General features: G+C 67.8%; 21 protein-coding genes. 11 read left to right on the top strand and 10 right to left on the bottom strand.

The window, feature by feature from the left end; genetic code table 11:
• Positions 1-92: 92 nt before the first annotated feature.
• Complete coding sequence (locus A9K58_RS15855) at positions 93-2,933, top strand: S8 family serine peptidase (protein ID WP_065200256.1); 2,841 nt, start codon at positions 93-95, stop codon at positions 2,931-2,933.
• Positions 2,934-2,985: 52 nt separating this feature from the next.
• On the opposite strand, the gene A9K58_RS15850 is transcribed toward A9K58_RS15855, so the two are convergent.
• A complete protein-coding gene (locus A9K58_RS15850) occupies positions 2,986-4,083 on the bottom strand; it encodes a Glu/Leu/Phe/Val family dehydrogenase (RefSeq protein ID WP_065200255.1) in 1,098 nt (365 codons plus the stop codon).
• A gap of 277 nt (positions 4,084-4,360) precedes the next feature.
• Between A9K58_RS15850 and A9K58_RS15845 the strand changes: the two genes are divergently transcribed.
• On the top strand, positions 4,361-5,443 hold the full coding sequence (locus A9K58_RS15845) for an HDOD domain-containing protein (protein WP_065200254.1): 1,083 nt from the start codon (positions 4,361-4,363) through the stop codon (positions 5,441-5,443).
• A gap of 3 nt (positions 5,444-5,446) precedes the next feature.
• On the opposite strand, the gene A9K58_RS15840 is transcribed toward A9K58_RS15845, so the two are convergent.
• From A9K58_RS15840 to A9K58_RS15830, 3 genes are read right to left on the bottom strand one after another with little or no spacing between them, the layout of a single operon-like run.
• Positions 5,447-7,015: a phospholipase D-like domain-containing protein gene (locus A9K58_RS15840; RefSeq protein ID WP_196769206.1), complete on the bottom strand. Its 1,569-nt coding sequence runs from the start codon at positions 7,013-7,015 to the stop codon at positions 5,447-5,449.
• Positions 7,016-7,065: 50 nt separating this feature from the next.
• Complete coding sequence (locus tag A9K58_RS15835) at positions 7,066-7,764, bottom strand: RNA pseudouridine synthase (protein ID WP_065200252.1); 699 nt, start codon at positions 7,762-7,764, stop codon at positions 7,066-7,068.
• Positions 7,765-7,810: 46 nt separating this feature from the next.
• Positions 7,811-8,311: a M48 metallopeptidase family protein gene (locus A9K58_RS15830; RefSeq protein ID WP_065200251.1), complete on the bottom strand. Its 501-nt coding sequence runs from the start codon at positions 8,309-8,311 to the stop codon at positions 7,811-7,813.
• 64 nt (positions 8,312-8,375) lie between these two features.
• On the opposite strand from A9K58_RS15830, the gene A9K58_RS15825 reads away from it, so the two are divergent.
• Together A9K58_RS15825 and A9K58_RS15820 are read left to right on the top strand one after the other, a co-directional pair.
• Complete coding sequence (locus A9K58_RS15825) at positions 8,376-8,933, top strand: DUF2058 domain-containing protein (RefSeq protein ID WP_065200276.1); 558 nt, start codon at positions 8,376-8,378, stop codon at positions 8,931-8,933.
• 170 nt (positions 8,934-9,103) lie between these two features.
• The gene (locus A9K58_RS15820) at positions 9,104-9,370 is read left to right on the top strand and encodes a DksA/TraR family C4-type zinc finger protein (RefSeq protein WP_065200275.1); all 267 of its coding nucleotides are present in this window, start codon (positions 9,104-9,106) and stop codon (positions 9,368-9,370) included.
• A 457-nt stretch (positions 9,371-9,827) separates the two neighbouring features.
• Here A9K58_RS15820 and A9K58_RS15815 read toward each other — a convergent pair whose 3' ends face one another.
• From A9K58_RS15815 to A9K58_RS15800, 4 genes are all read right to left on the bottom strand, one after another.
• Entirely contained in the window at positions 9,828-10,421 is a 594-nt protein-coding gene (locus A9K58_RS15815; protein WP_081284103.1) for a mechanosensitive ion channel domain-containing protein, read from the bottom strand.
• 283 nt (positions 10,422-10,704) lie between these two features.
• Complete coding sequence (locus A9K58_RS15810) at positions 10,705-10,887, bottom strand: hypothetical protein (RefSeq protein WP_065200250.1); 183 nt, start codon at positions 10,885-10,887, stop codon at positions 10,705-10,707.
• An 11-nt stretch (positions 10,888-10,898) separates the two neighbouring features.
• Positions 10,899-11,192 carry a YkgJ family cysteine cluster protein gene (locus A9K58_RS15805; protein WP_081284106.1) on the bottom strand — a complete coding sequence of 98 codons (294 nt, stop codon included), beginning with the start codon at positions 11,190-11,192 and terminating at the stop codon, positions 10,899-10,901.
• 229 nt (positions 11,193-11,421) lie between these two features.
• Positions 11,422-12,783, bottom strand: a complete 1,362-nt coding sequence (locus A9K58_RS15800; protein WP_065200248.1) for an Hsp70 family protein — start codon at positions 12,781-12,783, stop codon at positions 11,422-11,424.
• A gap of 177 nt (positions 12,784-12,960) precedes the next feature.
• Here A9K58_RS15800 and A9K58_RS15795 point away from each other — a divergent pair, with 177 nt between their 5' ends.
• On the top strand, positions 12,961-13,296 hold the full coding sequence (locus tag A9K58_RS15795; protein WP_065200247.1) for a zinc ribbon domain-containing protein YjdM: 336 nt from the start codon (positions 12,961-12,963) through the stop codon (positions 13,294-13,296).
• Between the two features lie 6 nt (positions 13,297-13,302).
• Here the strand turns inward: A9K58_RS15795 and A9K58_RS15790 are convergent, their stop codons facing one another.
• Positions 13,303-14,466, bottom strand: coding sequence for a tetratricopeptide repeat protein (locus tag A9K58_RS15790; protein WP_065200246.1), 1,164 nt, complete (start codon positions 14,464-14,466; stop codon positions 13,303-13,305).
• Positions 14,467-14,695: 229 nt separating this feature from the next.
• On the opposite strand from A9K58_RS15790, the gene A9K58_RS15785 reads away from it, so the two are divergent.
• The 4 genes from A9K58_RS15785 to A9K58_RS15775 all read left to right on the top strand — a co-directional run bounded on the left by A9K58_RS15785 (position 14,696) and on the right by A9K58_RS15775 (position 17,559).
• Positions 14,696-15,298 carry an HD domain-containing protein gene (locus A9K58_RS15785; protein WP_065200245.1) on the top strand — a complete coding sequence of 201 codons (603 nt, stop codon included), beginning with the start codon at positions 14,696-14,698 and terminating at the stop codon, positions 15,296-15,298.
• Positions 15,299-15,346: 48 nt separating this feature from the next.
• Positions 15,347-15,520 (top strand): oxidoreductase-like domain-containing protein, encoded by a 174-nt coding sequence (locus A9K58_RS19225; protein ID WP_081284101.1) that lies wholly within the window; start codon positions 15,347-15,349, stop codon positions 15,518-15,520.
• On the top strand, positions 15,517-16,134 hold the full coding sequence (locus tag A9K58_RS15780) for a DUF998 domain-containing protein (RefSeq protein WP_065200244.1): 618 nt from the start codon (positions 15,517-15,519) through the stop codon (positions 16,132-16,134). The genes A9K58_RS19225 and A9K58_RS15780 overlap by 4 nt, the downstream gene beginning before the upstream one ends.
• 78 nt (positions 16,135-16,212) lie before the next feature.
• Positions 16,213-17,559 (top strand): virulence factor family protein, encoded by a 1,347-nt coding sequence (locus A9K58_RS15775; protein WP_065200243.1) that lies wholly within the window; start codon positions 16,213-16,215, stop codon positions 17,557-17,559.
• A 173-nt stretch (positions 17,560-17,732) separates the two neighbouring features.
• Here the strand turns inward: A9K58_RS15775 and mprF are convergent, their stop codons facing one another.
• Entirely contained in the window at positions 17,733-20,297 is a 2,565-nt protein-coding gene (mprF, locus tag A9K58_RS15770; RefSeq protein WP_065200242.1) for a bifunctional lysylphosphatidylglycerol flippase/synthetase MprF, read from the bottom strand.
• 191 nt (positions 20,298-20,488) lie between these two features.
• On the opposite strand from mprF, the gene A9K58_RS15765 reads away from it, so the two are divergent.
• Positions 20,489-20,836, top strand: a complete 348-nt coding sequence (locus tag A9K58_RS15765) for a RidA family protein (protein ID WP_019662128.1) — start codon at positions 20,489-20,491, stop codon at positions 20,834-20,836.
• Positions 20,837-21,026: 190 nt separating this feature from the next.
• The gene (locus A9K58_RS15760) at positions 21,027-23,780 is read left to right on the top strand and encodes an autotransporter family protein (RefSeq protein ID WP_065200241.1); all 2,754 of its coding nucleotides are present in this window, start codon (positions 21,027-21,029) and stop codon (positions 23,778-23,780) included.
• The last annotated feature ends 7 nt before the right edge of the window (positions 23,781-23,787 follow it).

Raw genomic sequence — 23,787 nt, 5'->3', positions numbered from 1 at the left:
ACCCAAGTATAGAGGGTCGGGAAGGGCCGCCGCTGGGCGGCACCGTACGCCTGCCGGGATGAAGGCAGGCCAACGTTCATGGGAAGGAATCGATGGAACGCAGGGTGATGGTGAGGTCTGCGCTGGCGACGGCGCTGGTGGTGGCATTGACGGCATGTGGCGGGGGAGGCGGCGGCAGCAACGTGCGCATCGATCCGCCCCCGACCAGTCCTCCTCCGACCACGCCTCCGCCGACAACACCGCCTCCGGCCAAGCCGCAGGAGCCGGCCTTCGACGCGCACCTGTCAGTGACCAATGCGCGCGCCGCCCTGGCGGCTGGCCTGACCGGGCAGGGCGTGCGCATCGGCATTGTCGATTCGGGCGTGCAGCGCGACGCGGTGGCGCTGAACGGGCGTGTGCTGGCCAATCTCAACTACATCGACCCGGCCAGGAACAATCTGGCCGTTGACGACGTGGTCGGGCATGGCACTGCGGTGGCCAGCCTGGCTGCCGGTGCGCCGGTGGGTTCCTGGCCGGGGGGCATCGCACCCGGGGCGCAGATCGTGTCCGCACGGATCATTTCCGACAAACCGCCGGCCGACGATGGCAGCGGAAACGGCAATGCCTTCAGCGGCCCGCTGGGTGTCGCCCAGGTCCATCAGGACCTGATCGACTACAACGTGAAGGTGATGAACAATTCTTGGGGTGGCCTGTACTGGACCGATCTGCCGACCACTGCGCAGGTGGCGGCCGAATACCGCCCGTTCGTCATCAATCATGGTGGCCTGGTCGTTTTCGCGGCAGGCAATGAGGCCCGCAGCGAGCCGAGCAGCCTGGCCGCACTGCCGAGCCAGCAGGGCGTTGCCGGCTCGCTGCCGGCGGCCGACCTGGAGCGCGGCTGGCTGGTGGCGACCGCGGTCGATCCCTATGCACCGGGCACGCTGGCCAGCTACGCCAATGCCTGCGGCCAGGCCGCACGCTACTGCCTGGCGGCACCGGGCAGCGCGGTCTATCCCGCTGCCAACGGCAGCAGCTATTACTGGAACTCCGGTACGTCCTTTGCCGCACCGCTGGTGTCCGGTGCGGCCGCACTGGTCTGGCAGCGCTATCCGTACTTCGACAACAACCTGGTGCGGCAGACCCTGCTGGGTACCGCCAAGGACATCGGTGCCCCCGGCGTGGACACGGTATTCGGCTACGGCCTGCTCGACATCGGCCGGGCGGTCAAGGGCCCGGGCCGCTTCGACTGGGGCGATGTGGTCGCCAATGTCGATGCACCTTCGAGTGGCTCGCTGTGGAGCAACGACATCGTCGGCAGCGGCGGCCTGGTCAAGCAGGGGGCGGGCACCCTGGTGCTGGGCGGCAACAACAGCTACGCCGGCGCCACCCGCATCGAGCGCGGCATCCTGTCGCTGCAGAACGGCAGCGTGATCCGCTCCGATGTGACGATCCTGGCGCAGCCCGATCCGGATTCGACCGGCCTGCAGTTCAATGGCGGCACTCCGCGCGTGGTCGGCAACGTGGTCAACGGCAGCAGCGTGTTCCTGACCACCGGCAACACCACCGGCACCATCGAGGGCAACTACACCCAGCAGGCCGGCGCGCAGCTGATGATCGCGCTCGGCGCCAATGCGCTGCAGGTTACCGGCAACGCCACGATCAGCGGTGGCGTGCGCGTGCATGGCTTCGTCTCCGGCTATGTGCCTCAGGACGGCAGCCGCCAGGACCTGATCCACGCCGCCGGTGGCCTGAGCGGTACCTTCAGCAGCCAGGCCACCTCCAGCGGCCTGCAGGGCCTGTCGTTGCTGCAGAGCAGCTATGGCTATGACAGCAACAATGCATGGTTGAACCTGACGCAGGTCAGCGTCACCGCTGCGGCGACAGGGCTCACGGCCTCGGCGCAGTCCGCTGCGCAACGCGTGGGCAGTGCGTTCAGTGCCCTCGATGGCAGTACGGCGCTGCAGGGTTCGGCCTTCGGTACGGCCGCCGGTGCGCTGCAGTGGACCGGCGGTGGCAGCAAAGGCCTGGAGGCCAGCCTGCAGAGCCTGTCCGGGCAGGCGCATGCGCGGGCGGCGTCGGCCACCTTCGACAGCATCGACATGTCGCGCCGCGCCATTGCCGAGCGCTTTGATCGCGTGCAGGCGGCGCCGCGCCTGCGCGGGGCCTGGCAGAGCACGCTCGGCGAGGCCGGCCAGGGCAGCTTTGCCGGCAATGCCGCCGACAGCCGCGGTTGGATGGCCGGTCAGGACCTGCCGCTGGGCAGCCATGGGCTGATGGGCGTGGCGTTCGGCGAGACCCGCAGCAATGGTGGCAGCAGCTTCGGCGGTGATCGCGGGCGTGATCGCCAGGCGCAGGCGCAGCTGTATGCCGGCTGGAATCTGGGCCGGGGCTATGCGCTGGCCCAGGTCGGCAGCGGACAGTTCACCCGGGCGTTGGATCGCCAGTTGCTGCTGGGCGCGGGCAGCTACGGCGTTTCGGCCCGCTATGGCGGGCGCTTCAGCAGTGCCAGTGTGGAAGGCGGCTATCGTTTCGGCCACGCGGGTGCGTCGTTGACACCGTATCTGGGCGCCAGCGCGACACGCGTGGATACCGATGCGTTCAACGAACTGGGCGGGTTCGGCTTCGGCCTGCGTGGCGATGCCAACCGCGTGCAGCGCAGCCAGATGCTGGCTGGTATCCGCGGCGAACGTGGCTGGGGGCGCTGGACCCTGCGCGGGCATGCCGAATGGCAGCAGCGGCTCGACGGTGCCGATGCGGAGTGGCAGGCCAGTTTCGTCGGCGTCGATGCCTGGGCGCCGCTGGCTGGCTGGACCGCGCCGCGCGGCAGTGCCCTGTTCGGGGTCGCGCTGGAGTCGTGGTGGGGCCGCAATGGCCGCCTGAGCCTGGGCTTCGACCAGCGCGTCGGGGGCGAGGGCGCGCGGCAGGCGGCATTGCGCTACAGCACCGGGTTCTGAAGGATCCGTCGCGCCGGACGGCTGGTCCGGCGCGACTTCCGCAGGCTCAGCCTCAGCCGCCGCGCAGGTTGCCCAGGCGCGGGGTGCTGCGGCCCAGCGGCATCTTCAGCTTGCCGATCGACAGGATGCGGCTTTCGGCGATGCGGTCGGCCGCACGCTGCGGGGCGATGTTCTCGCGCTGCGACAGCTCGAAGATCCGGGTGAGGTTGTGGTAGATGCTGCGGATCAGGCGCATCGCGCGCTCGCGGTTGTAACCGTCGATCTCCAGCGACACGTTCATCACGCCACCAGCATTGACCGCGTAGTCCGGTGCATACAGGATGCCGCGCGCGTGCAGTTCATCGCCGATATCCAGGCTCGACAGCTGGTTGTTGGCGGTGCCGCAGATGATCTTCGCCTTGATCCGCGGCAGGGTATCGGCGTTGATCGCGCCCTCCAGGGCGCACGGCGCGAACACGTCGGCGTTCACCTCGTGGATCTCGTCCGGCTTCACCGCTTCAGCGCCGAAATCGCTGACCGCGCGATCAACCAGCGCACTGTCCAGGTCGGTCACATACAGTTTGGCGCCGCGATCGCGCAGCAGCTTCACCAGCTCCATGCCGATGTGGCCCAGGCCCTGCACGGCGATGCTGGTCTTGCCCACTTCCTCATGGCCGAACTTGAAGCGCATCGCCGCCATCAGCGCCTGCAGCGCACCGTAGGCGGTGAACGGCGCCGGATCGCCCGAGCCACCGTGGACCTGGTGCACGCCGGTCACGAACTGGCTCTCCAGGTAGATGTTCTCCATGTCATTGACGTCGGTGCCGACGTCCTCGGCGGTGATGTAGCGTCCGCCAAGCGAGTCGACATAGCGGCCGAAGGCGCGGAACAGCACCTCGGTCTTGTCCGCCTTCGGGTCGCCGATGATCACCGCCTTGCCACCCCCGACATTGAGACCGGCCAGTGCATTCTTGTAGGTCATCGTCCGGCTCAGCCGTAGCACGTCGGCCAGCGCCTCGTCGGTACTGGCGTAGGGGCGCATGCGCACACCGCCCAGGGCCGGGCCCAGGGTGGTGTTGTGGATGGCGATGATCGCCTTCAGGCCCGCATCGTGGTTGTAGCAGAACACGACCTGTTCGTGGCCGGTGGTGGCGAGGGTTTCGAATAGCATGGTGTCTCCGATGGCGCGGGCAGCGGCGAACGGCAGCGAACGGCCAATAAACGGTAGGGTCCCAAAACAAAAAAAGCGACATCGTCAGTGCAGGAGGACGGGTCGCGCGGCGCCATTCTAGTGCATTCGCCGGGCCCCTGCTGTCGACATCGGCGGTCTTCCGGTTAAAGAAGATGAAAGTGCGGCCGATGCTGCGACGACGGCGGGTGGCCGGATGGGCGTGAAAAGGCGGGTGGTCAGTGGCAGCGAGGGCACCACATCGACGGGATGGGCGGCGATGACGCTGGCCTGGTGGCGAGCACTGCGTGGCTGGCTGGCGCGCTCGACCGGGGCGGCCCCCTCCCGCCTGGCGGCGGTCTCACGGCAGGCGGTGGCGGCCGCCGCAGCCAGCCTGCAGGGTGAAGCATTGCCCGCCGCGGAGGTCGCCGCGCACCTGCAGCGTGGCCTGCATGCGCTGGCCCTTTACCCGCGGCTGGCCGGCGAACCGGCCCCGTCGGCGGGATCGGCACTGGGCGAGGCGGTGGCGCGTGGATTGCAGGAACGTGACTGGGCGGCGCGGCATCTTCCACGTCGCCCGCAGTTGTTGCCGCAGCTGATCCAGACCGTCAACGACGATGCCGCTTCGTCGCGGGTGATGGCGGCGATCATCGGGCAGGACCCGGTACTGACCGGCAACCTGCTGCGCATTGCCAACAGCCCGGCCTACAAGGTGCAGGAGCGCCCGGTGGAGAGCCTGCAGCGGGCGGTGACCCTGGTGGGTACCGAGGGCGTGCGGCAGATCATCAGCGCGGTGCTGGTGCAGCCGGTCATGCAGGTGCAGTGCGAGGTATTTCCGCAGTTCAGCGCGGTCATCTGGGAGCACGCGCTGCTGGCGTCGCGTGCTGCGGCCGATCACGCGCGCCTGGTCACCTCCGGTGATGCCTTCGCCGCGCAATGGCTGGGATTGGTACAGGGGTTGGGTGCGGCGCTGGTGATGCGCCAGCTGCTGCAGGAAGCGCAGGCGCGTGGGCAGAGCGCAGACCCGGCGCTGGCCCTGCAGCTGCTGCAGCAGTGGTCGCTGCCCCTGGCGCAGCGGGTGGCGGCGGCTTGGGAGCTGCCGGATCCGGTGCACCGGGCGCTGGCGCCGGAGGCGGAGGGACCGCTGGCCGACAGCCTGCGGCTGGCCAGTGCGGCGGCCGCAGCCAGCCTGCTGTGCCGGCACGGTCACGCCAGCCAGGGCAGGATGCTCGCGTTGCTGGAACAATTGCCTTCGGCGCCGCCGCATGCCGTGCGCGGCATCTGGCGGCGCCTGCACGGCCGCAGCGTGGAAACACGCGATGAATCCGGGTCGGACGGGGCCGGGACCGGTTCGGCGCCCTGAGCGCTACAGCTGCGATTCCACCGGCAACCAGCTGATGATCCGCGACAGCCAGCGCTTGCCTCGCGGCGCATCAGGCTCGGCCGCCACCCAGTGGGGCGGCGGTTCGCGCTCCAGCCAGCGCAACCGCTCCTGGCGATCCAGTGCCAGCCACCAGCTGTGCTTCGGATCCGCCAGGCGCAGGTATTCATCGCGGAGTTCCGACCCCAGCGCCGGATCGTCGAACAGGACGCCCATTTCGGTGTTGAGATAGGCCGAGCGCGGGTCGAGGTTGAAGGAACCGACGAAACCACGCTGGTCATCCACCAGGAACGCCTTGGTGTGGAGGCTGGCGCCGCTGCTGCCGAACAGCCCCGCATCGCCCGCCTGGCCCTGTGCCTTCAGTTCGTAAAGTCGCACGCCCGCCTTCAGCAGCGGCACGCGGTAGCCCATGTAGCCGCCGTGTACCGCGGCCACGTCATTGGCCGCCAGCGAATTGGTCACGACACCGACCTGGACGCCACGCGATGCCATCGCCGACAACCCTTCCAGCCCCTCGTTGCCCGGGACGAAATAGGGCGAGATCAACAGGGCCTTCTGGCGTGCACCCTGCAGTTCAGTGACCAGCCTGGTGACCAGCCAGTTGCCGCGGTCGTCGTCGCGATGCTTCATCGGCGGGTCGGAGACAACGTGCACATTGCGGCTCCAATGCAGCGGCCCGGGGCTGGGCCGCTGCCGGTGGCGCGATTCTGCCACGCGCGCAAGGTAGGGCTGGGCGGCTTCACGCTGTGCCTCATGCTGCGATTCGCGGACCAGCAGGCGCAGCTGCGCGTCGGTATGGAACGCCAGTGCCGACACCGGAATGGCCGCCTCGCTGTTCCAGTAGTCATCGAAGATCCGGTTGGCCTGCTCCACGGCAGGGCCGGCGACCACCAGGTCCAGGTCCTGGAAGTTCACGTCGGTGCGCGCGCTGAAATACTCCTCGCCGATGTTGCGGCCGCCAACGATCGCGACGCGTCCGTCCGCAATCCAGCTCTTGTTGTGCATGCGATGGTTCACGCTGAAAAAGCGCTGCACCATCTCCACCATGCGCAGGAGGCCGGTTCGGTTGCGGAACGGGTTGTACAGGCGGATCTCGATGTTGGGATGCCGGTCCAGCGCGAGTATCAGCGCGTCCTTGTCCTTGGCATTCATGTCGTCGAGCAGGATGCGCACGCGCACACCGCGTTCGGCAGCCTCATGCAGCGCCTTGGCCATCAGGTGGCCGATCAGGTCGTCGTGCCAGATGTAGTACTGCAGGTCCAGGCTGCGCCCGGCCTGCGCGGTGACCACCGCGCGCGCAGCGAATGCATCCAGCCCATCGCTCAGGAAGGCGACCCCGGATTGCCCGGGATGGGCCTCCTGCAGGGGGCCCATCTGCTGGTCGATGCGGGTCTGTGCAGGCTGTAGTGGCAGCACATGCGAAGGCTCTCCATGCGCCTGCGGCGTGAGGTGGTCGGCCAGCAGCAGGCCCGACAGGACCAGCAGCACCAGCACGGCGAGGAGAATCGCAGCGACGCGAAGCAGGCGTCGCCACAGGGGCTTGGGCGGGCTCATGCCGGCCATGCTAGTGGATCCATCCCTTGCGTGGATGGATACTCACACCTTCAGAACCGCTCGTCGCCGCCCAGGTAACGCCACTGGCCGGGCGGCAACGGGCCCAGTGCCACGCGACCCACGCGCAGGCGACGCACGGCCATCACCTGCAGGCCCGCAGCGGTCACCGTCACGCGCAGGCCCTTGGCAGTGAGTCCCTTGCCGGCGAAGCGCAGACGCTGCTCGTTCTGCCAGCTGACCTTCGCGCCGCCGGATTCCTGCTGCAACCGTGCCAGCAGCCACGGACCGCGCTCAGGACCGCCGTCGGCCACCTCGATCAGGTATTCCTGCTCCGTGCGGCCCAGGTTCCGCTGCAGGTGGGCCAGGGTGGCCGGGTCCTGGCTGACTACCACCAGGCCGCTGTCGCTGGCCGGAAGCGCAGCGGCCAGCTGCAGGCCGTGGAAATGACGCTGGAGCGGACGGAGGCCGCTGGCGTCGAGTTCGCTGCGACTGTCGCTGCTGACCAGCGCACACAGGGCTTCAGCGGCGACGCCGGCCGGCTTGTGCAGCAGCATGCTGACCCGTTCGGCCTTGTCATCGCGGGCCTGCTCGGCCACCACGATCACCGCGCTGCCGTCGACCGGGCGCTGCGGCTGTTCCACCACCTCGCCATTGACCGTGACCCAGCCCCCTTCGATGTAGCGCCGCGCTTCACCGCGCGGGATGCCGAGCAGGGCGGAGAGGCGTTTGTCGAGGCGGATCGGTTCCATGTCAGGCGGGTCGGGCAGGGCCGCGCAGTGTAGCTGCTGCGGCCGCTCAGCGCTGGCTGCGGTTGGCCAGGTCGGTCAGGTACAGGCGGGTATCGAACTCCAGTTGCAGGTAATCAGGTTCCATGTGCTGGCACAGCTGATAGAACGCCTTGTTGTGGTCGGCCTCCTTCAGGTGCGCCAGTTCATGCACCACGATCATGCGCAGGAACGCCGCCGGCGCCTGGCGGAACACTGTAGCGATGCGGATCTCGCGGCTCGCCTTGAGGCGGCTGCCGTGCACGCGGGAAATGGCCGTGTGGGTGCCCAGCGCGTGCTTGATTACTTCCAGCGTGTTGTCGTAGCAGACCTTGTTCAGCGGCACCGACTTGCGCAGATAGCGGTCCTTCAGCTCCTGCGTGTAGTCGTACAACTGGCGGTCGCTGCGCACCTCGTGCGGCTCGGGATAGCGCTGCCGCAGCCAAGGGCCGAGCTTGCCCTGCGCCAGCAGTTCGCTGACCTGGGCGACCAAGGGTTCGGGATAGCCGGCGAGGTACTTCAGGACTGCCATGCAGGGGCGGCGGGGCGTCGGTAGAATGGGGGACATCCAAGATTACACGCGGTACGCACCGACCATGGCAAAGCCCAACGCGCTGCAGGAACAATTGCTCAAGGCCGGCCTGGCCCGCAAATCGCAGGCCAGTGCCGCCGCGCGCGAGCAGGCCAAGGCCCGCCAGGGCAAGGCCGAATCGACCTCGGCCGAGATCCAGCGCGAGGCTGAACGCGCCCGCGCCGAAAAGGTGGAGCGCGACCGCGCGCTGGCCGCCGAGCGCAACGCCCAGGCCAGGCAGGCGGAACAGAAGGCCCAGGCCAGGCAGATCATCGCGGCCCACGCGGTGCCCCACAAAGGCGATGACGAGTATCGCTTCAGTGATGGTGCGGCGATCCGGACCCTGCTGATCGATCCCAAGCTGCGCAAGGCGCTGTCGGTGGGGGTGCTGGTCATCGTGGCCCATGGCGACGGCTACGCCCTGCTGCCACGCGCCGCCGCCGAGAAGGTGCGTGAACGCACCCCGGAAGCAATCATCGTCGACCACGGCCAGCCGGGCTCGACCGCCGAGATCTCCACCGGCAACGCCGAGGACGACGCCTATTACGCGCAGTTCCAGGTACCGGACGACCTGATCTGGTAACCAAAAAGGGGACGGAGGGGATTAAGTCGCGATTGACCCGAATTAGGCCCTCCACGTTCCGCCCGGATTGCTGAAGCTCAGCCGAGCATGGCTCGGCTCTGCAGGAAGGCATTCCTTTTGGCCGGGGTGTATCGTCCCCATATCTGGCGACACACCTGCGGAGAATGGCCATGGCCACCGGTTGGGCGGGAGACGGCGCTGTCCAGGACCAAATTGACGCCACCGTCGATGATGCGATCGCCCGCGCGCGGCGCCAGCTGCGCCAGGGCCCGGGTCTGGAACATTGTGAGGAGTGCGACGCGCCGATTCCGATGGCGCGGCGTCAGGCTGTGCCGGGGGTTCGCCTGTGCGTGGCGTGCCAGCAGGCGCACGACGAAGAAGAGCAGGCGCACAGCGGCTACAACCGGCGCGGCAGCAAGGACAGCCAGTTGAGGTAAGGCGGTATTCGGCAGGGCTGCGCCCTGCACCTGCAGAAGCAACGTCAACATCAAAGGCTGGCTTTCCGTGGGTTGGCGGGGTGGTGATCTGGCCCCCTCAACCGGACCCACCCCGCCTTCGACAGATTTCCGCGATCTGTTGGAACCTGCTGCTGATGGTGGGTGCCGACCGTTGGTCGGCACGGGATCGGATCCAATTTTGACTATCGATATCTGACAGATGTGCCGACCAACGGTCGGCACCCACCAACAGCGCGCGGAATCTGTCAGAGGTGGGGCGGTGTGGGTGGGCAGGACCGTTGGCGCCATGGATGGCGCCATCGAGCCCCCATGGATGGGTTTACGGCGTGTCCTGACCACCCACACCGCCCCGCCATCCCACGGAATGCCGCTCTTGATCTTGCTTCGGCTTCGGCCTCTGCAGGTGCAGGGCGCAGCCCTGCCGAAAACTCCACCCTCAACCGTCGCCCTGGATGCCGCCGGGGGCCTGTGCCGGGTCGCGCCAGCGGCGCACGGTGCGCTGGAAGAACAGGTTGTTCGGCAGCTGCAGCACCGTGCCTTCGTGGCCGTCGCCGGTCTCCTGCAGCGTGGTGTAGATCAGGTTCACGTCGATCACCCGGCCCTTCAGGCCCGGCTTCTCGCCGTTCTCCAGCACTTCGATGTAATCGTGCAGGCGGAACGGGCGCGTGGTGAAGATCAGCAGCGTGCAGAAGATGTTGGAGAGCACGCTCCAGGCGGCAAAGAATGCCACCGCACCTACGGCGGCAAAGCCGGTAAAGGCGGTCCACAGCACCGACGGCGATGCGCCGAGCAGGCTGAGGATGTACAGCAGAGCACTGAAGTACACCAGGAAGCTGGTGATCCGGCGTGCGCCCATCGCCATTTCAGGCGGCAGCGTGTAGTGCTCGGCGAAGCGGCGGATCAAACGTCGTGCCAGCACCCGCAGCAGCCATGCAGCCAGCAGGGTCAGCAGGATCTTCGCGGCAATACCCACGTCATGCAGCCATGGGTGGGTCCAGGGAGGCAGGTGATCCTTCAACGACAACATCATGGGACGACTACGGAGGCAGAAACGGTTCCCGATGTTACCCGCCGCGGACAAGGGATTCGACCCGCGCAGTCCAGGCCGTTCCAGCGGTTCGATCAACCGTGGCGGCGGACAGGCGAAGCGATCGCGCTAGCGCCCACGCAGGCACCTCATGCGGGGCCGGGCGGCGGAGAGGGAGGCATCCGCATCCGCATCCACTCGCAATCGGGCAAGGTGCAGGTATGCCTGGACCGCTGGACACGGTCCGGCAGGCCGCGGCGGCAGCGCCGCCGCGGTCGGAGGTGGGTCAGCCGGCTTTCTTCAGCGCCCAGGTGGTACCGAGGACTTCGATCTTGCCACCGGCCTTGCGGAACGCTGCCAGGTCCGAAGCGATCGAATCGCTGCTGACCACGGTGCTGGCGGCCGCGCCCTTGCGTTCGCTGCGGATGCTGTTGCTGGCCTTCGCGGGGGTCTTTGCCTTGCGGGGCATGGTTGCTCCTGTCAGGTGGAAGGGGAGGAAAGCGCACAGGCGTCGGCCTGGCGCAGGTAGTCCTGCCGCTCGCGGCGGCAGTCGTCGCCGCCCATCGAAAACTGGCGGCAGATCGCCGGACGCTGCGGATAGATCGTGCAGCGCAGGTGATAGGGATCGATCGCCGCGCACCAGCCCTCCTCGTTGCGTGCCATCACCGCACGGCCGTGGGCGTCACGCGACAGGAACTGGCCGGGCACTTGGTCGCCGGGCTGCAGCAGCACGGGCAAACGGCAACAGACCGCGTCACAACGGCGGCAGTCGATGGGTGCAGGTGCTGCGTCAGGTTGTAAGGCCTCAGGGGCCTGGCGGGTGCCCAAAGCGGGTCTCGATGGCGGCTCGGGTGGTGCGCGGACCATGAACGAGCCAGGAAGGCATGGCCGCTAGGCCCGCAGGGCGGGCCGGGCTGCACGGTGGACACACACCGGCGCGGCCGATGGAAGGTGCAGCGGGGGTCTAGCCGACCAAGAGTAACTTAGAGCGCGTAACGTTTTGTTAATCCTGGCTGGCCGCCGCCAGCGCCAAGCCCTGGACCACGCCCAGCGAGGGTTCGCCATGAACCACGCGCGCCCCCGGGAAGGCTGCGGCCACCGCTTGGCGCAGGTAACCGGCGCGGGACATGCCGCCGGTCAGGAACACCGCGTCCGGGTCGCCCCCGATGTCACCGCGGACCTGGGCCAGCAGTTCCCGGATCTGCTCCAGGTAGCCATGGGCGGCGGCGGCCAGGCCTTCGGCAGTGCTGTCGGCATGCAGGTCGCGGGCGATGTAGTCCAGCGTGCTGCGGTGCTCGCTGGCAGCGCTCAGGGCGATCTTGGCGCGCTCGACGTCGCGATACAGGCGCGCGGTATTGCCGGCATCCTGAAGGGCCTGCAGGCGCGCGCCCCACGGGGCATCAACCTGGTCATACCTGTGCTGGCGGAAATCGCGCTGGCGGGTCATGTCCTGCACGGTGGCCGCTTCCACGTAGTGGTGGGCCGGCACGCGGGTGACGCCCCGCCCGAACAGCGGCATGTAGCTGGACAGGCTCAACGCCAGGTCGATATCGGTACCACCGCGAGCGATGCCCCAGGCGCGGTGGATGCGCGGCGCCGCATCGCCACCCACCTCGGCGTGGGCGATGTCGGTGGTACCGCCGCCGATGTCGACGATCACCGCCTCGTGCCGGTCGTGGCTTTCAGCGTGGTAGTGCATGGCCGCCGCAGCCGGTTCCTCGAGGAAATCGATCTGGTCGAATCCGGCCTGGGCGGCGGCTTCACGCAGGATGTCCAGCGCCTGGGCGTTGCCGGCCTCGCCGATCGAACTGCGGAACTGCACCGGGCGGCCCAGCAGGGCAGTGCGCAGCGGCTGGCCGAGCTGTGCGCTGGCGGTCAGCCGGATGTGTTCGAGGATGTGGGCGGCGATGCCGGTGATGGTCTGCTTCGCGCGTGGGTGCAGGTTGTAGCCGAGCATCGACTTCGGGCTCTGCACCAGGTTGCCCTCGTGTTCCTCGAAGTAGGCTTCCAGCGCGTCGTCGCCATAGATCGCGTTCTGCAGCAGGTCGCTGGCGCTACGGGCCTCGCCCGCACGCGCTTCCATCCACTCGCGGCGCAGGGCACGCAGGGCCTCGCGGCGCAGGGCCTGCGCCGGGCGTTCGTGGCCGGCGGCCCGCGCTGCACGCGCGGCGCTGTCGATCATCTGCTGCAACTGGTGTTCCTGGCCCTCATCGAGCTGGAAATCGTCCGGGTCGGGTACCACGCCGGGGAAGTACACGCTGGTGCGGAACTGCTCGGCGTTGCCGAAGCGGATCGGGAGCAGCCGCCCGTCGCGGACGATGGCAGCGGCGGAGTTGCTGGTTCCGAAGTCGATGCCGAGGCGCATGGAGAGTTCCGGGACGATCAGGGGCCGCGCACTCTGCTGCAGTTCGCTGTGGACTGCAAGTTCCGCTGCCCCAACCCCGCGCCAGGCCTGGGCAGCACCGGATGGCATGCGGCCGCATGGGTGCGTGGGCCGGGCGGTTACAATGGTGGCTGTTGATCCACTTTGAGGTACTTGCCAATGTCGTCCGCCCCCGCTTGCCCGCAGTGCACCCTGGAAAACACCTATGCCGATGGCGCGCTGTGGATCTGCGCCGATTGTGGCTTCGAGTGGACCGCCGAAGAAGCCTCCGGCCCGGCCCTGGTCGTGCGTGACAGCAACGGCAATACCCTGCAGGCCGGTGACACCGTCACCGTGATCAAGGACCTGAAAGTGAAAGGCTCCTCGATTCCGCTCAAGCAGGGCACCGTGATCCGGAACATCCGCCTGGTCGAGGACGATGCCGAGCACATCGAAGGCAACTCGGACAAGATCAAGGGCCTGGTCCTGAAGACCTGCTTCCTCAAGAAGGCCTGATCGGCGTCAACGCCGGGCCTGCTGCTGCGCGCGCCAGCGGGCCAGGCTGTCCAGCTTGGCCTGGTAGCGCGCCTGTTCGGGAGCCCCGCCAAGTTCCTGCGCGCGCAGCAGTTCATGATCGGCGCGCTTGAGCTGGCCGGCGAGGAAGTAGGCGCGGGCCAGCCCGAAATGGAACTGATGCGCGGTGTCGTAGAGGCGGACCGCGCGCCGGTAGTGGCGGATCGCCACGTCCAGCTGCCCTGCGCGTTCGGCCGTGGTGCCGAGCATGTACTGCGCGAAGGGATCTTCGCTCTTCAGTGATTCCAGCCTGCGCTCCAGCGCTTGTGCCTGCGCCGTCATGCCCAGGCTGCGGAACAATGCCGACGCATTGGACAACGCTGCATTCTGGCGTCCGTCCAGTTGCAGCGACCTGTCCAGCGCCAGCCTTGCCTCGATGTTGTCGCCTTGGCGATGCGCAAGTACGCCAAGGTTGTTCCAGGCCGGAGCGAAGGTACTGTCCTGTGCCAGCGAAGCATCGAGGAAGGCGCGCGCGCCGGCCAGGTCGCCCTGGGCGAGCTGGTCGGCGCCACGGTTGTTGTAGAAGTGCGCCAGTGCCCGTGCGCGGCTGACGGGAACCGGGCCACGACGGTCGTAGAGCACGTTGCGATCCAGGTCGACCGTACCGAAACGACCTCCGATGTCGACGCCGGCATTGACGTGCCCGACGTTGTAGACCACGCCGGCCTGCTGGTCCTGGTACCACGACACCACGCGGCCGACCTCCTGCACGCGGGCCTGGATGCCGGCCTCGCGCGCAAGCGTGACGAACAGCAGGGTAAAGGCCAGGCAGTTGGCGCGGCGGTGCTGCCATATTTCGCTGACGGTGTAGGTCGCGTCGGCGTCGTACTGCAGGTCCAGCCCATGCTGGTCGAACAACATCTCCACCAGTGCCTGCAGGCGCTGCTCGCGGGAGTAGCTGCGCTGGATCACCTGCTTCTGCAGCATCGCATGCATGTCCGCTGGAATAGCGAACACTTCTTCCGGCGTCGGCACGCGTGATGCGGAGACGAGGATGGTGGGCGCGGTGACCACGCCCGCAGGAGCGGGCGGACGAGCGTCATCCACGGCCAGTGCGGGGGCGCAGACGGCAAGCAGCAACAGGGCCAGGCAATGGACGGCAGGACGGTACATGACGGCTCCCGGCAGTGGCGGGCGCTCCCGCCTGCGATGAGTGTAGTCCCGTCAACCGGCCGCCGCATCCACCTCCAGCCGATCGGCCCATTCATCCACAACCGGTGTGGACCGGCGCTCGACAAACCTGTGGACAACCGTGTCCAGGCCTCGCGTGGCGGGCCTCGTGAGTGCGTGATGAAAAATGTGCCAGCTTGCCTGGCGCCGATCCAGGCAGGATGATCCGGCCATGGACTTCCAACCGTTGACGCTTGCTCCGGCGCAGTGGCAGGCATTGCAGGACAGCTATGCAACGCCGCCACGGGCCTATCACCATTTCGGCCATGTGCGTGCAGTGCTGCAGCACTGCCAGGACGTGGCCGACGGTCCGGGATGGCAGCAGCCGGCCGAGGTCTACCTGGCCGTGCTTTACCACGACGCGATCTACCAGGCCGGGCGCAAGGACAACGAAGCGCGTTCGGCGCAGCTCGCGATGCAGGTGATCAGCCAGGCACCGGAACTGGCCATGGTCGATGCCGCCCGGGTCGAGCAGCTGATCCTGCTGACGGCCCGCCATGGCGAGCTCGGTCCGGACGATGTGGATGCCGAGGCGGCCCTGTTCCTGGATTGCGACATGGCGATCCTGGCGGCACCGGAACCAGAGTTCACCGCGTACGACCGCGGCGTGGCCGAAGAGTACAAGGGCGTGGTGCCGGGATTCCTGTATCGCGCCGGGCGCCGCCGTTTCCTGCAGGGCCTGCTGCGTGCGCCCCGGATCTTTCTCAGCGAGTTCTTCCACCAGCGCCTGGATGCGGCCGCCCGCGAAAACCTGCGCCGTCAGCTGGGTCCCTGAGCCAGCCCGGTACACTGGGGCCCATATCCACTGATCGTTGCTCCAACCGTGCCTGTTCCCGATCCCGATCCCCGTCCGTTACCACCGGAAGCGCCCGGCCCCAACGAGTGCTGTGGCAGTGGTTGCCCGCTGTGCGTGCTCGATCTCTATGCCGAGGAGCTGCAGCGCTATCGCAAGGCGCTGGAGGAGTGGAAGCAGCGGCACCCGGAGGCGACGCCATGAGCCGTGCCCGCCCGGCGGCGTTGCTGGCACTGGTGGCCTTGTTGCTGTTCGTGGCCACCGCACTGTGGACCCAGTTCGCGCGCACCGACCTGGACTGGGTGCGGGCCACCTTGAGCCTGTACCTGCATGGCCCATGGGGATTGGCACTGCGCAGCGCATACTGCCTGCTGGCGCTGTCCATCGCCGTGCTCGGCCTGGCGCTGTATCGCGGCAGCATCGGGCCGCGCCGCAGCGCGGCCGCACCGCTGTTGTTCACCGTGTCGGCGCTGGGCCTGGCTACGGTCGCCATCGGTGACAGCTGGCTGCCGGAGGCGACGCCGCTGTTGGCGCCGTTCATCCATGGGCTGGCAGCCAATACCGCGTTCCTGTGTGCCAGCGTCGGCATGCTGCTGCAGGCGTGGTACCTGCGCCGCGAACCGGGCTGGCAGTCCGCCGCGGGCCTGCTCTGGGGCTGGGCCTGGCTGGCCTTCGTGCTGCTGTGGCTGCATGTGCTGTGGCGTGGCGGGCCACCGCGCGGGCTGGGCCAGAAGGTGGTGATCGCGGTGATCGTGGGTTGGCTGCTGTATCTGGCGCTGGCGCTGTATCGGCGAAGTCGTCGCGCCGCGGCCTGCTGAAAGCCCAACGGCCTGCAGCGGTACGTGCCGTGCACGCGAGGGCGGCGTATCGTGTGCGCATTCCATTGGGGACGCGACATGAAGCGAGCAGGGCTGGGCAGGGCAATGGGTGTGGTGCTGGCGCTGGCCGCGCTGCCGGCAGCGGCGGCAGCGACCGTGCAGCAGTTCAGCCACGGGCGGTTCGAACAGATTCCGGTGCATATGCCGTCGGGAACGCCGCAGCGGGTGGTGATCTGGTTCCACGAACCCAGCGCCGGCGGCGATACCAGCCGCTTGCCGATCGAGGCCCTGCGTGCCGATGGCGCGATGGTCGCGGCGGTGGACATCGCGCACCTGCGCGGGGTGCTCAAGCGTGAGGGTGACCCGACCTGTTCGTTCGGTTCCGGCGACGTCGAGAATTTCTCGCGCTGGCTGCAGGCGGCCCTGCATCTGCCCGGCTACCACCTGCCGCTGGTTGGAGGCGACGGTGAAGGGGCCGAACTGGCTTACTCGGTGGCCGCGCAGGCTGACACCCAGGTGTTCGCCGGCCTGTTGACCACCGGCTTCTGCCCGGACCACAACCACGAGCGCATGGTCTGCGGCGATGGTGTGAAGCACAACAAACTCCAGCCTGCCGAACTCAACTTCCCATGGTTGAGTGCGGCCGGCGACCACGGCTGCAAGGCGGGTGAGGCCAGCCGGTTCGTGCAGCAGGTGGCGATGGCACGCGAGTTCAAGCGCACCGCGCGCGGCGACGCGTCACCGGGCCTGGTGGCGGCGGCGCGGGTGATGGGGGCGCAGGCCGGTGTCAGCCTGGCGCCGCCACCGGCCGCGCTGAAGGGGTTGCCTGTGGTGGAAGTACCGGCGACCGGCAACGGTGACACGTTGGCCGTGTTCGTATCCGGCGACGGTGGCTGGGCCGGCTTGGACAAGGACGTGGCGTCGTCGCTCAACGAGCACGGCGTGGCCGTGGTCGGCATCGATTCGCTGCGCTACTTCTGGAGCGAACGCACGCCGAAAGGCTTTGCTGGTGACCTGCAGAAGATCATCGACCACTATCGCCAGCAGTGGCACCGCGACAAGGTGATGCTGATCGGCTTCTCGCAGGGGGCTGACGTGCTGCCGGCCACGATCAACCAGCTCGACGCCGGTACCCGCGACGCGCTGGAGCGCATCGTGCTCCTGTCGGTGGGCAGGAAGGCCGACTTCGAGTTCCATGTCAGCAACTGGCTGGGCGGCGGCGGCGATGGCCTGCCGATCGCGCCGGAAGTGGCCAGGCTGCCGGCGGGAAAAACGCTGTGTGTGTACGGCGACAAGGATGAGGACGCTCTGTGCCCGGACCTGCCGGCCAATGACGGCGTGAAGAAGGTGGAGCTGCCAGGCGATCATCATTTCGGTGGCGACTATGATCGCCTGGCCGAAGTGATCCTCAAGGGTGGGGCGTAACCCGGAGTGCGTGCGAACCAACGGTTCGCACCCACCAGAACGAGCCGCGGTAACGCCGGGCACGCCCGCCAGCGTGTTGGTAGACGCCGACTTTGGTCGGCGCTGGCGTGTCGACCAAGGTCGACACCTACCGGGCGGCAGGTGGTGCCGGGCATGCCCGGCGGTACGGGGCGTCAATTGCGTCGCGGATCCAGCGAGATCAGGCGCGTCGCATCCAGCAGTGCCGCCGGCAGGTGCATGCCACCTGGGGCCGCGAGATAGCGCGGGCGCCACTGGGGCGCGAATTTCGATTTGAAGCGGCGCAGGCCACTGAACCCGTAGAAGCGTTCGCCATGCCGTGCCAGCAGGCCGGCGAGCCGGTTCCAGCGGCCGGCCAGCCGATGCTGGGCCAGGCCGGACAGCGGCGCCATGCCCAGTGAGAAGCGCGCATAGCCTTGGGCGCGGCCCCACAGGAACAGCTCGATGAACAGGAAGTCCATGGTGCCCTTCGGTGCCTCGTTGACGTGGCGCATCAGATCCACCGACAGCTCGGCGCCGGCCGGGGCCTGCCACAGGTTGGCGAAGGCCACGATCTGGCCTTCGGCCTCTACCAGCGCCACGGGGAAGCGCACCAGGTAATCCGGGTCGAAGCTGCCCAGCGAAAAGCCCTTCTCGTCGCCGGCCTTGTCTTCCAGCCATGCATTGGAAATCGCGTGCAGGCGCGGCAGCAGGCCGGGTATTTCCTCCACCGGTGCCACCCGGAACGACAGGCCGCTGCGCTTGCCGCGGTTCCATGCCTGGCGCAGATCGGCACGTTCGCGGCCCTCCAGGCCGAAGTCGTGCAACGACACGATCGCTTCCTCGCCCAGCTTGACCAGGCCCAGGCCGAGGTCGAGATAGGTCTGCCAGTAGGCTTCGCCAACCTGATAGAACACCGGGCGCAGGCCGAGGCGGTCGGCTTCCTCGCGGAAGCGCCAGATCAATGCGCGCGCAACCTCTGGTGGGCCGACCGGATCGCCCATCGCAATCAGCGAGCCGCCATAGCGCTGCATCATCACGAAGCCCTGCCTGGCATCATCGCGCAGTACCGCTTTGTCGGCGGTCAGCACCAGGCAGGCCTGGGTATCGGTGGCGCTGGCCAGTACCGGGGCCAGCGACCGCAGGGTCGCCTCGTCGGCGGGCGGGAGCGGGGTGCGCGTGCTGTGCAGCAGCCGGGCCAGGCCGAACATCACCAGCGCGATGGCCACCAACAGCAGGGCCCGCAGCGCGCGCGGCGCATTGCCGGACAGGGCGAACTGCCACCACAGCTCGTTCTGGTACTCGACATGGCTGTAGGTGAAGAACAGCAGCCAGGTAACCGCCACCAGCACCAGGCCCAGGTTGCGCAGCCACGGCCACGACCAGGCTTCGTCCAGCAGCGCGCCCTGGCGGTAGAACTCGCGGCGCGCAGCCCACAATGCCATCGCCACCAGCAGTGCGGAAACCGCAATCAGCGGTTGGCCACCGCGCAGCCACAGCGGCAGCGGCGTGATCACGCACACCGCCATTGCCAGCATCCACGCGGCATGGCTGCGCCGCGCCAGGCCCTGGCCGATCAGCAGCAGCGCGACGCCGCTGAGGCTTCCGACCAGATGCGATGTTTCAAGCACGGGTAGCGAGGCATTGAGCAGATGGCGGCGTGGCGTCGGCAACGTGCCGTCGATGACCAATGCGGCGCCGATACTGAACACTGCCAACGCGATGATCTGCGGCAACCACGGGCGCAGCGCGTTCCAGCCGGCACGCGTCGCGCCAGCGCCGGCCCGCAGCGGCTGGCGCAGGGCCGGTGCAAGCGCAAGCAGCGTGGCCAGCAGCAGTGGCAGCACGTAGTAGGTGACCCGATAGATCAGTGCGGCCGCCAGCACCGCCGCTGGCGCCACCTGGGGCAACAGTTTCAGCAGGCTCCACTCGAACACACCCAGCCCCGCGGGAACCGTGGAGACCAGGCCGGCCAGCACCGCAACCAGGTACAGGCCGACGAAACCGGGCAGGCCGGTGGGCGTGGAATCGGGCAGCAGCACGTAGAACGCGGCACTGGCCAGCACCAGCTCGACCACGCTGAGCACGGTGACGCCGATCATGGTGCGCCGGTCGGGCAGCCACAGCGCATGGCCGAACACGCTGAAGTGGCGCCCGTTGCGACCGACCAGCAGCAGGGTGGCCGCGTAGGCGAGCAGCGCAACGACGCCGACGATGCGCACGGCGTCGGGGTCCAGCGGCAGCGCCAGTGCCGCTGCCGCCGGTTCCATGCACAGCGCTACGCTGATCAGCAGCCAGGCACCGAACACGAAACCGAGCGTGCTCATCAGCACCACCTGGCCGATCTGTGCAAGGTCCAGGCCGGCACCGCGGTAACCGCGCAGGCGCACCGCGCCACCGGTCAAGGCGGCAAAGCCCACGGTCTGGCCGAGCGTGTGCGCGAGAAACGCGGTGATGCCGACGCGCGCCGGATGCACACGGATGCCACTGCGACGCAGGCCGATCGCATCGAAGCCGATCAGGCAGGCGTAGCTGGCCAGGCCCAGTACCATGGTCAGCGCGATCTGCGTGCCGCTGAGTTGGCGGAAGGCGTGGCGGATGGCGCGGTAGCCGTTCTCATCGAACTCGTTGGCCAGGCCGTGCAGCGCCAGGGCAAGGATCAGCAACGGGACGACGATGGTGAGGACCCGCTTCCATGCCGGGGTGGAGGGAGCGGTGGCGGGATCGGATATTTCGGTCATCGGCGCAAGCGTGCGGCAGGGAGGGCGAGAGGGGTGTCAATGCGGGCGTGGCGCATCGTGCGCCTGTCGCCGGTATTTGACCAGCGGAACTGTCGCAGCCCGGTGGTGACCGCCGTGGAAGGCGCCCATGCACCCACCGTTGGCCGGTTTGGAGGACAATGCAGGCCTGATCACCCGCAGGAGCCACGCCCATGATGGAGCGTTACGACGTCGGACCGCGCATGTCCGAAATGACCGTGTACAACAAGGTCGCTTACCTTTCCGGCCAGATTCCGGAAGACACCAGCCAGGACATCACCGGGCAGACCCGGCAGGTGCTGGCCGAGATCGACAAGCTGCTGGCCCTGGTCGCCAGTGACCGCCAGCACGTGCTGCGTGCGGAGATCTTCCTGGCCGACATGGCTGACTTCGACGGCATGAACAAGGCATGGGACGAATGGGTGGTGGAAGGGGCCACTCCGGCCCGTGCCACGGTCGAGGCCAAGCTGGCCCATGCCGACTGGAAGGTCGAAATCGTGGTGACGGCGGCTGTCCCGTAAATTCCCATTCGCTGTCCGCGCTGTAGTGCTTGCCGGCGACGGGCGTGGGGACCGGAGCAGCGGGAGGCGAAGGAAGAGAAGGGCACGCGGGTCATGCAGCCGTGTTGCCCTTCTTCGATCCGGGCCGTTCGTTCCTGCCGGCAGGGAGAACTGAAGTACTCTTGTCGAAAAATCACAGGGGGAGGGGGGCATGGTCGCTGCCAGGAACCGGGGTGCGGGATGGCTGACGTCGGCCGTTTTCATGTTCTATGGGGCCACTGCCGGGCAACCAGCCCATGCCCAGTCGGTCTCCAGTACGGGTGAGGTGCTGCCTGGGGCCGTGCAGTCACCGGACTGGGACGTCGGCGGTGATCTGATCGTGGGCGATACCCTGCCCGGGACGGTGACCATCCAGGCCGGGGGCTCGGTGTCCAATGCCTGGGCCTATATCGGAAACGGCAACGGGGGCGTAGGCACGCTTACGGTGACAGGCCGTGATGGCAGTGACGTCGCATCCACCTGGACCAGCCTCGGTGGGGTGTACATCGGCGGGCAGGCGGGCAGCAGCGGAACGCTGAGGATCCTGGACGGAGGCCTGGCCCATGGCGAGTCCGCCGTGATCGGTACAGACGCCGGCAGCGTGGGCGACGTGCTGGTGTCCGGGGCCGGCTCCACCTGGAATCTCGCTGTGACGAATGCATTGCAGATCGGTGCCCTTGGCAAGGGCGCGCTGCGCATCGAGGAGGGGGGCGCCGTCCACGGCGGCCAGGCACTGATCGGGCAGGGTGCCGGCAGCGAGGGCAGCGTGACGGTATCGGGACCGGCCTCCGTCTGGGATCCGTACAACAACATCTACGTCGGCTACGAGGGCGTGGGCGACCTGAGTGTCCTGGAAGGCGCGAGCGTCGGTACCGTGGGATCGTCAGCGCCAGGCGCCGCCGCCACGGTCTACATCGGCAACCAGGCCGGTGGCGTCGGCAGGGTGACCGTTTCCAGCACGACGGCCGATGTGTCCACGCTGGCCGCAAGCGACCGCATCGAAATCGGCTCGGCAGGCACCGGAACCCTGGACGTTGCCAAGGGCGGACTGGCAATCGCCGGCAGCGATACCTGGGTCACCGTCGACAGCACGGCCACCGGCACGCTGAACCTCCTTGGCGATGCCAGCGGCCGCGGCGTGCTGGAGACCGGCTCGGTCATCAAGGGCGCCGGCGATGCCACGTTCAACCTGGATGGCGGCGTGTTGCGTGCCAGTCGTGACAAGGCCAACTTCCTGAACGGGTTTCTCGAGCAGGCGATCGGAAGCGAGGGTGCTTCATTCGATACCAACGGCCATGAAGTGGGGGTGATGTCCGCGTTCTCGGGAACGTCCCGACTCGACAAGCTCGGCGCCGGTACGCTGACGCTGTCGGGTGACAGCACCGCTTTCACGGGAACCACCAATGTCCAGGCCGGCACCCTGCAGGTGGATGGCATTCTCGGCGGGCCCATGAACGTGCTGGAGGGCGCGCGGCTGACCGGTACGGGGCGCGTCGGCTCGACGATCAACCAGGGAACCATCGCCCCCGGGCCGCGCACTGGATTTGGCACCCTGACGGTTGCGGGCAACTATGCGGCGCAGGGCGGCAACCTGGAGATCCGCACCCTGCTGGGCGGTGATGATTCGCCAACCGACAGGTTGATTGTCATCGGCGACACCTCCGGTGCCACGCCGGTTACGGTAAGGAACATGGGCGGTGCGGGCGGGTTGACCCAACGCGGCATCCAGGTCGTGCAGGTGAATGGTGTTTCGGCGGGTCAGTTCAATCTGGCCAACGGCGACTACGTCATCGAAGGGCGCCCCGCCCTGGTGGCAGGTGCCTATGGTTATGTCCTGCAGCAGGATCCGAAAGACGGCGGCTGGTACCTGCGATCATCGCTGACGAACCCTGCTGTCCCGCCAACCGAGCCAGGTTCGCCAGCAGGCGGGGGAGGGACACCGCCGGTTGAAGGAGGGGCGCCCGAGACCGAGCCCCCGTTGCTTTATCAGCCCGGCGTGCCGGTCTATGAGGCCTACGCCAACACGCTGCTCAACCTGGGGCGATTGCCGACCCTGCGCCAACGCGTGGGCAATCGCCTCTACGACCCCGCGGATACCGGCCGCAACGGAGCCTGGAGTCGCATCGAGAGCAGCTCGAGCCGGCTGGAGCCTTCCTCGTCAACCACAAGCGCCCGCCAGGACATCGATGGCTGGAAGGTGCAATTCGGTGCCGACGGTCTTCTCGCCGGCCAGGATGAGGGGAACCGCCTGGTGGGTGGCATCGCACTGAACTATGGCAAAGCCGATACGGACGTGTATTCGGTGCATGGCGACGGCAAGATCGAGACCACGAGCTATGGGCTGATGCCGACGTTGACCTGGTACGGCAGGAACGGCCTGTATATCGACGCCCAGGCCCAGGCGACCTGGTACGAGAGCAATCTGGATTCCCGCCTGGCGGGCAGGTTGAAGCGCGGCCGCCATGCAAGCAGCTATGGGCTGGGCATCGAAGCAGGCAAGGCGTTTGCACTGAACCCGCGACTGGCCCTGGTCCCACAGTCACAGGTCACGTATGTATCGACCCGCTTTGCGGGGTTCAACGACCTGTTCGGCGTGCACGTCGACAGCGACAGGGGCGACAGCCTGCTGGCCCGTGTCGGTGTTGGGCTGGACTACAGGCGCGATGGGCAGGCGGGCCGCGTGAACGGGGAGTCCAGCGTCTACGGTGTCGTCAACGTCAAGCATGAATTCCTGGACGGAACCCGGGTGCGGGTCGCCGATGTGCCGGCGTCCAGCCGCATGGAGCGGACCTGGGGCAACGTGGCCGCGGGAATCCACCATGGTTGGGCCGAGCGTTATGCGATCTACGGCCAGGTCGACGTGGATGCGGATTTCGCTGGCAGCTATATCGTCACCGCGACCGCGGGTTTCAGAATGGCGTTCTAGGACCGCG

The sequence above is a fragment of the Stenotrophomonas maltophilia genome (assembly GCF_001676385.1).
GTDB lineage: Bacteria > Pseudomonadota > Gammaproteobacteria > Xanthomonadales > Xanthomonadaceae > Stenotrophomonas > Stenotrophomonas maltophilia_J.
This window is presented reverse-complemented; position numbering and strand designations above follow the sequence as displayed.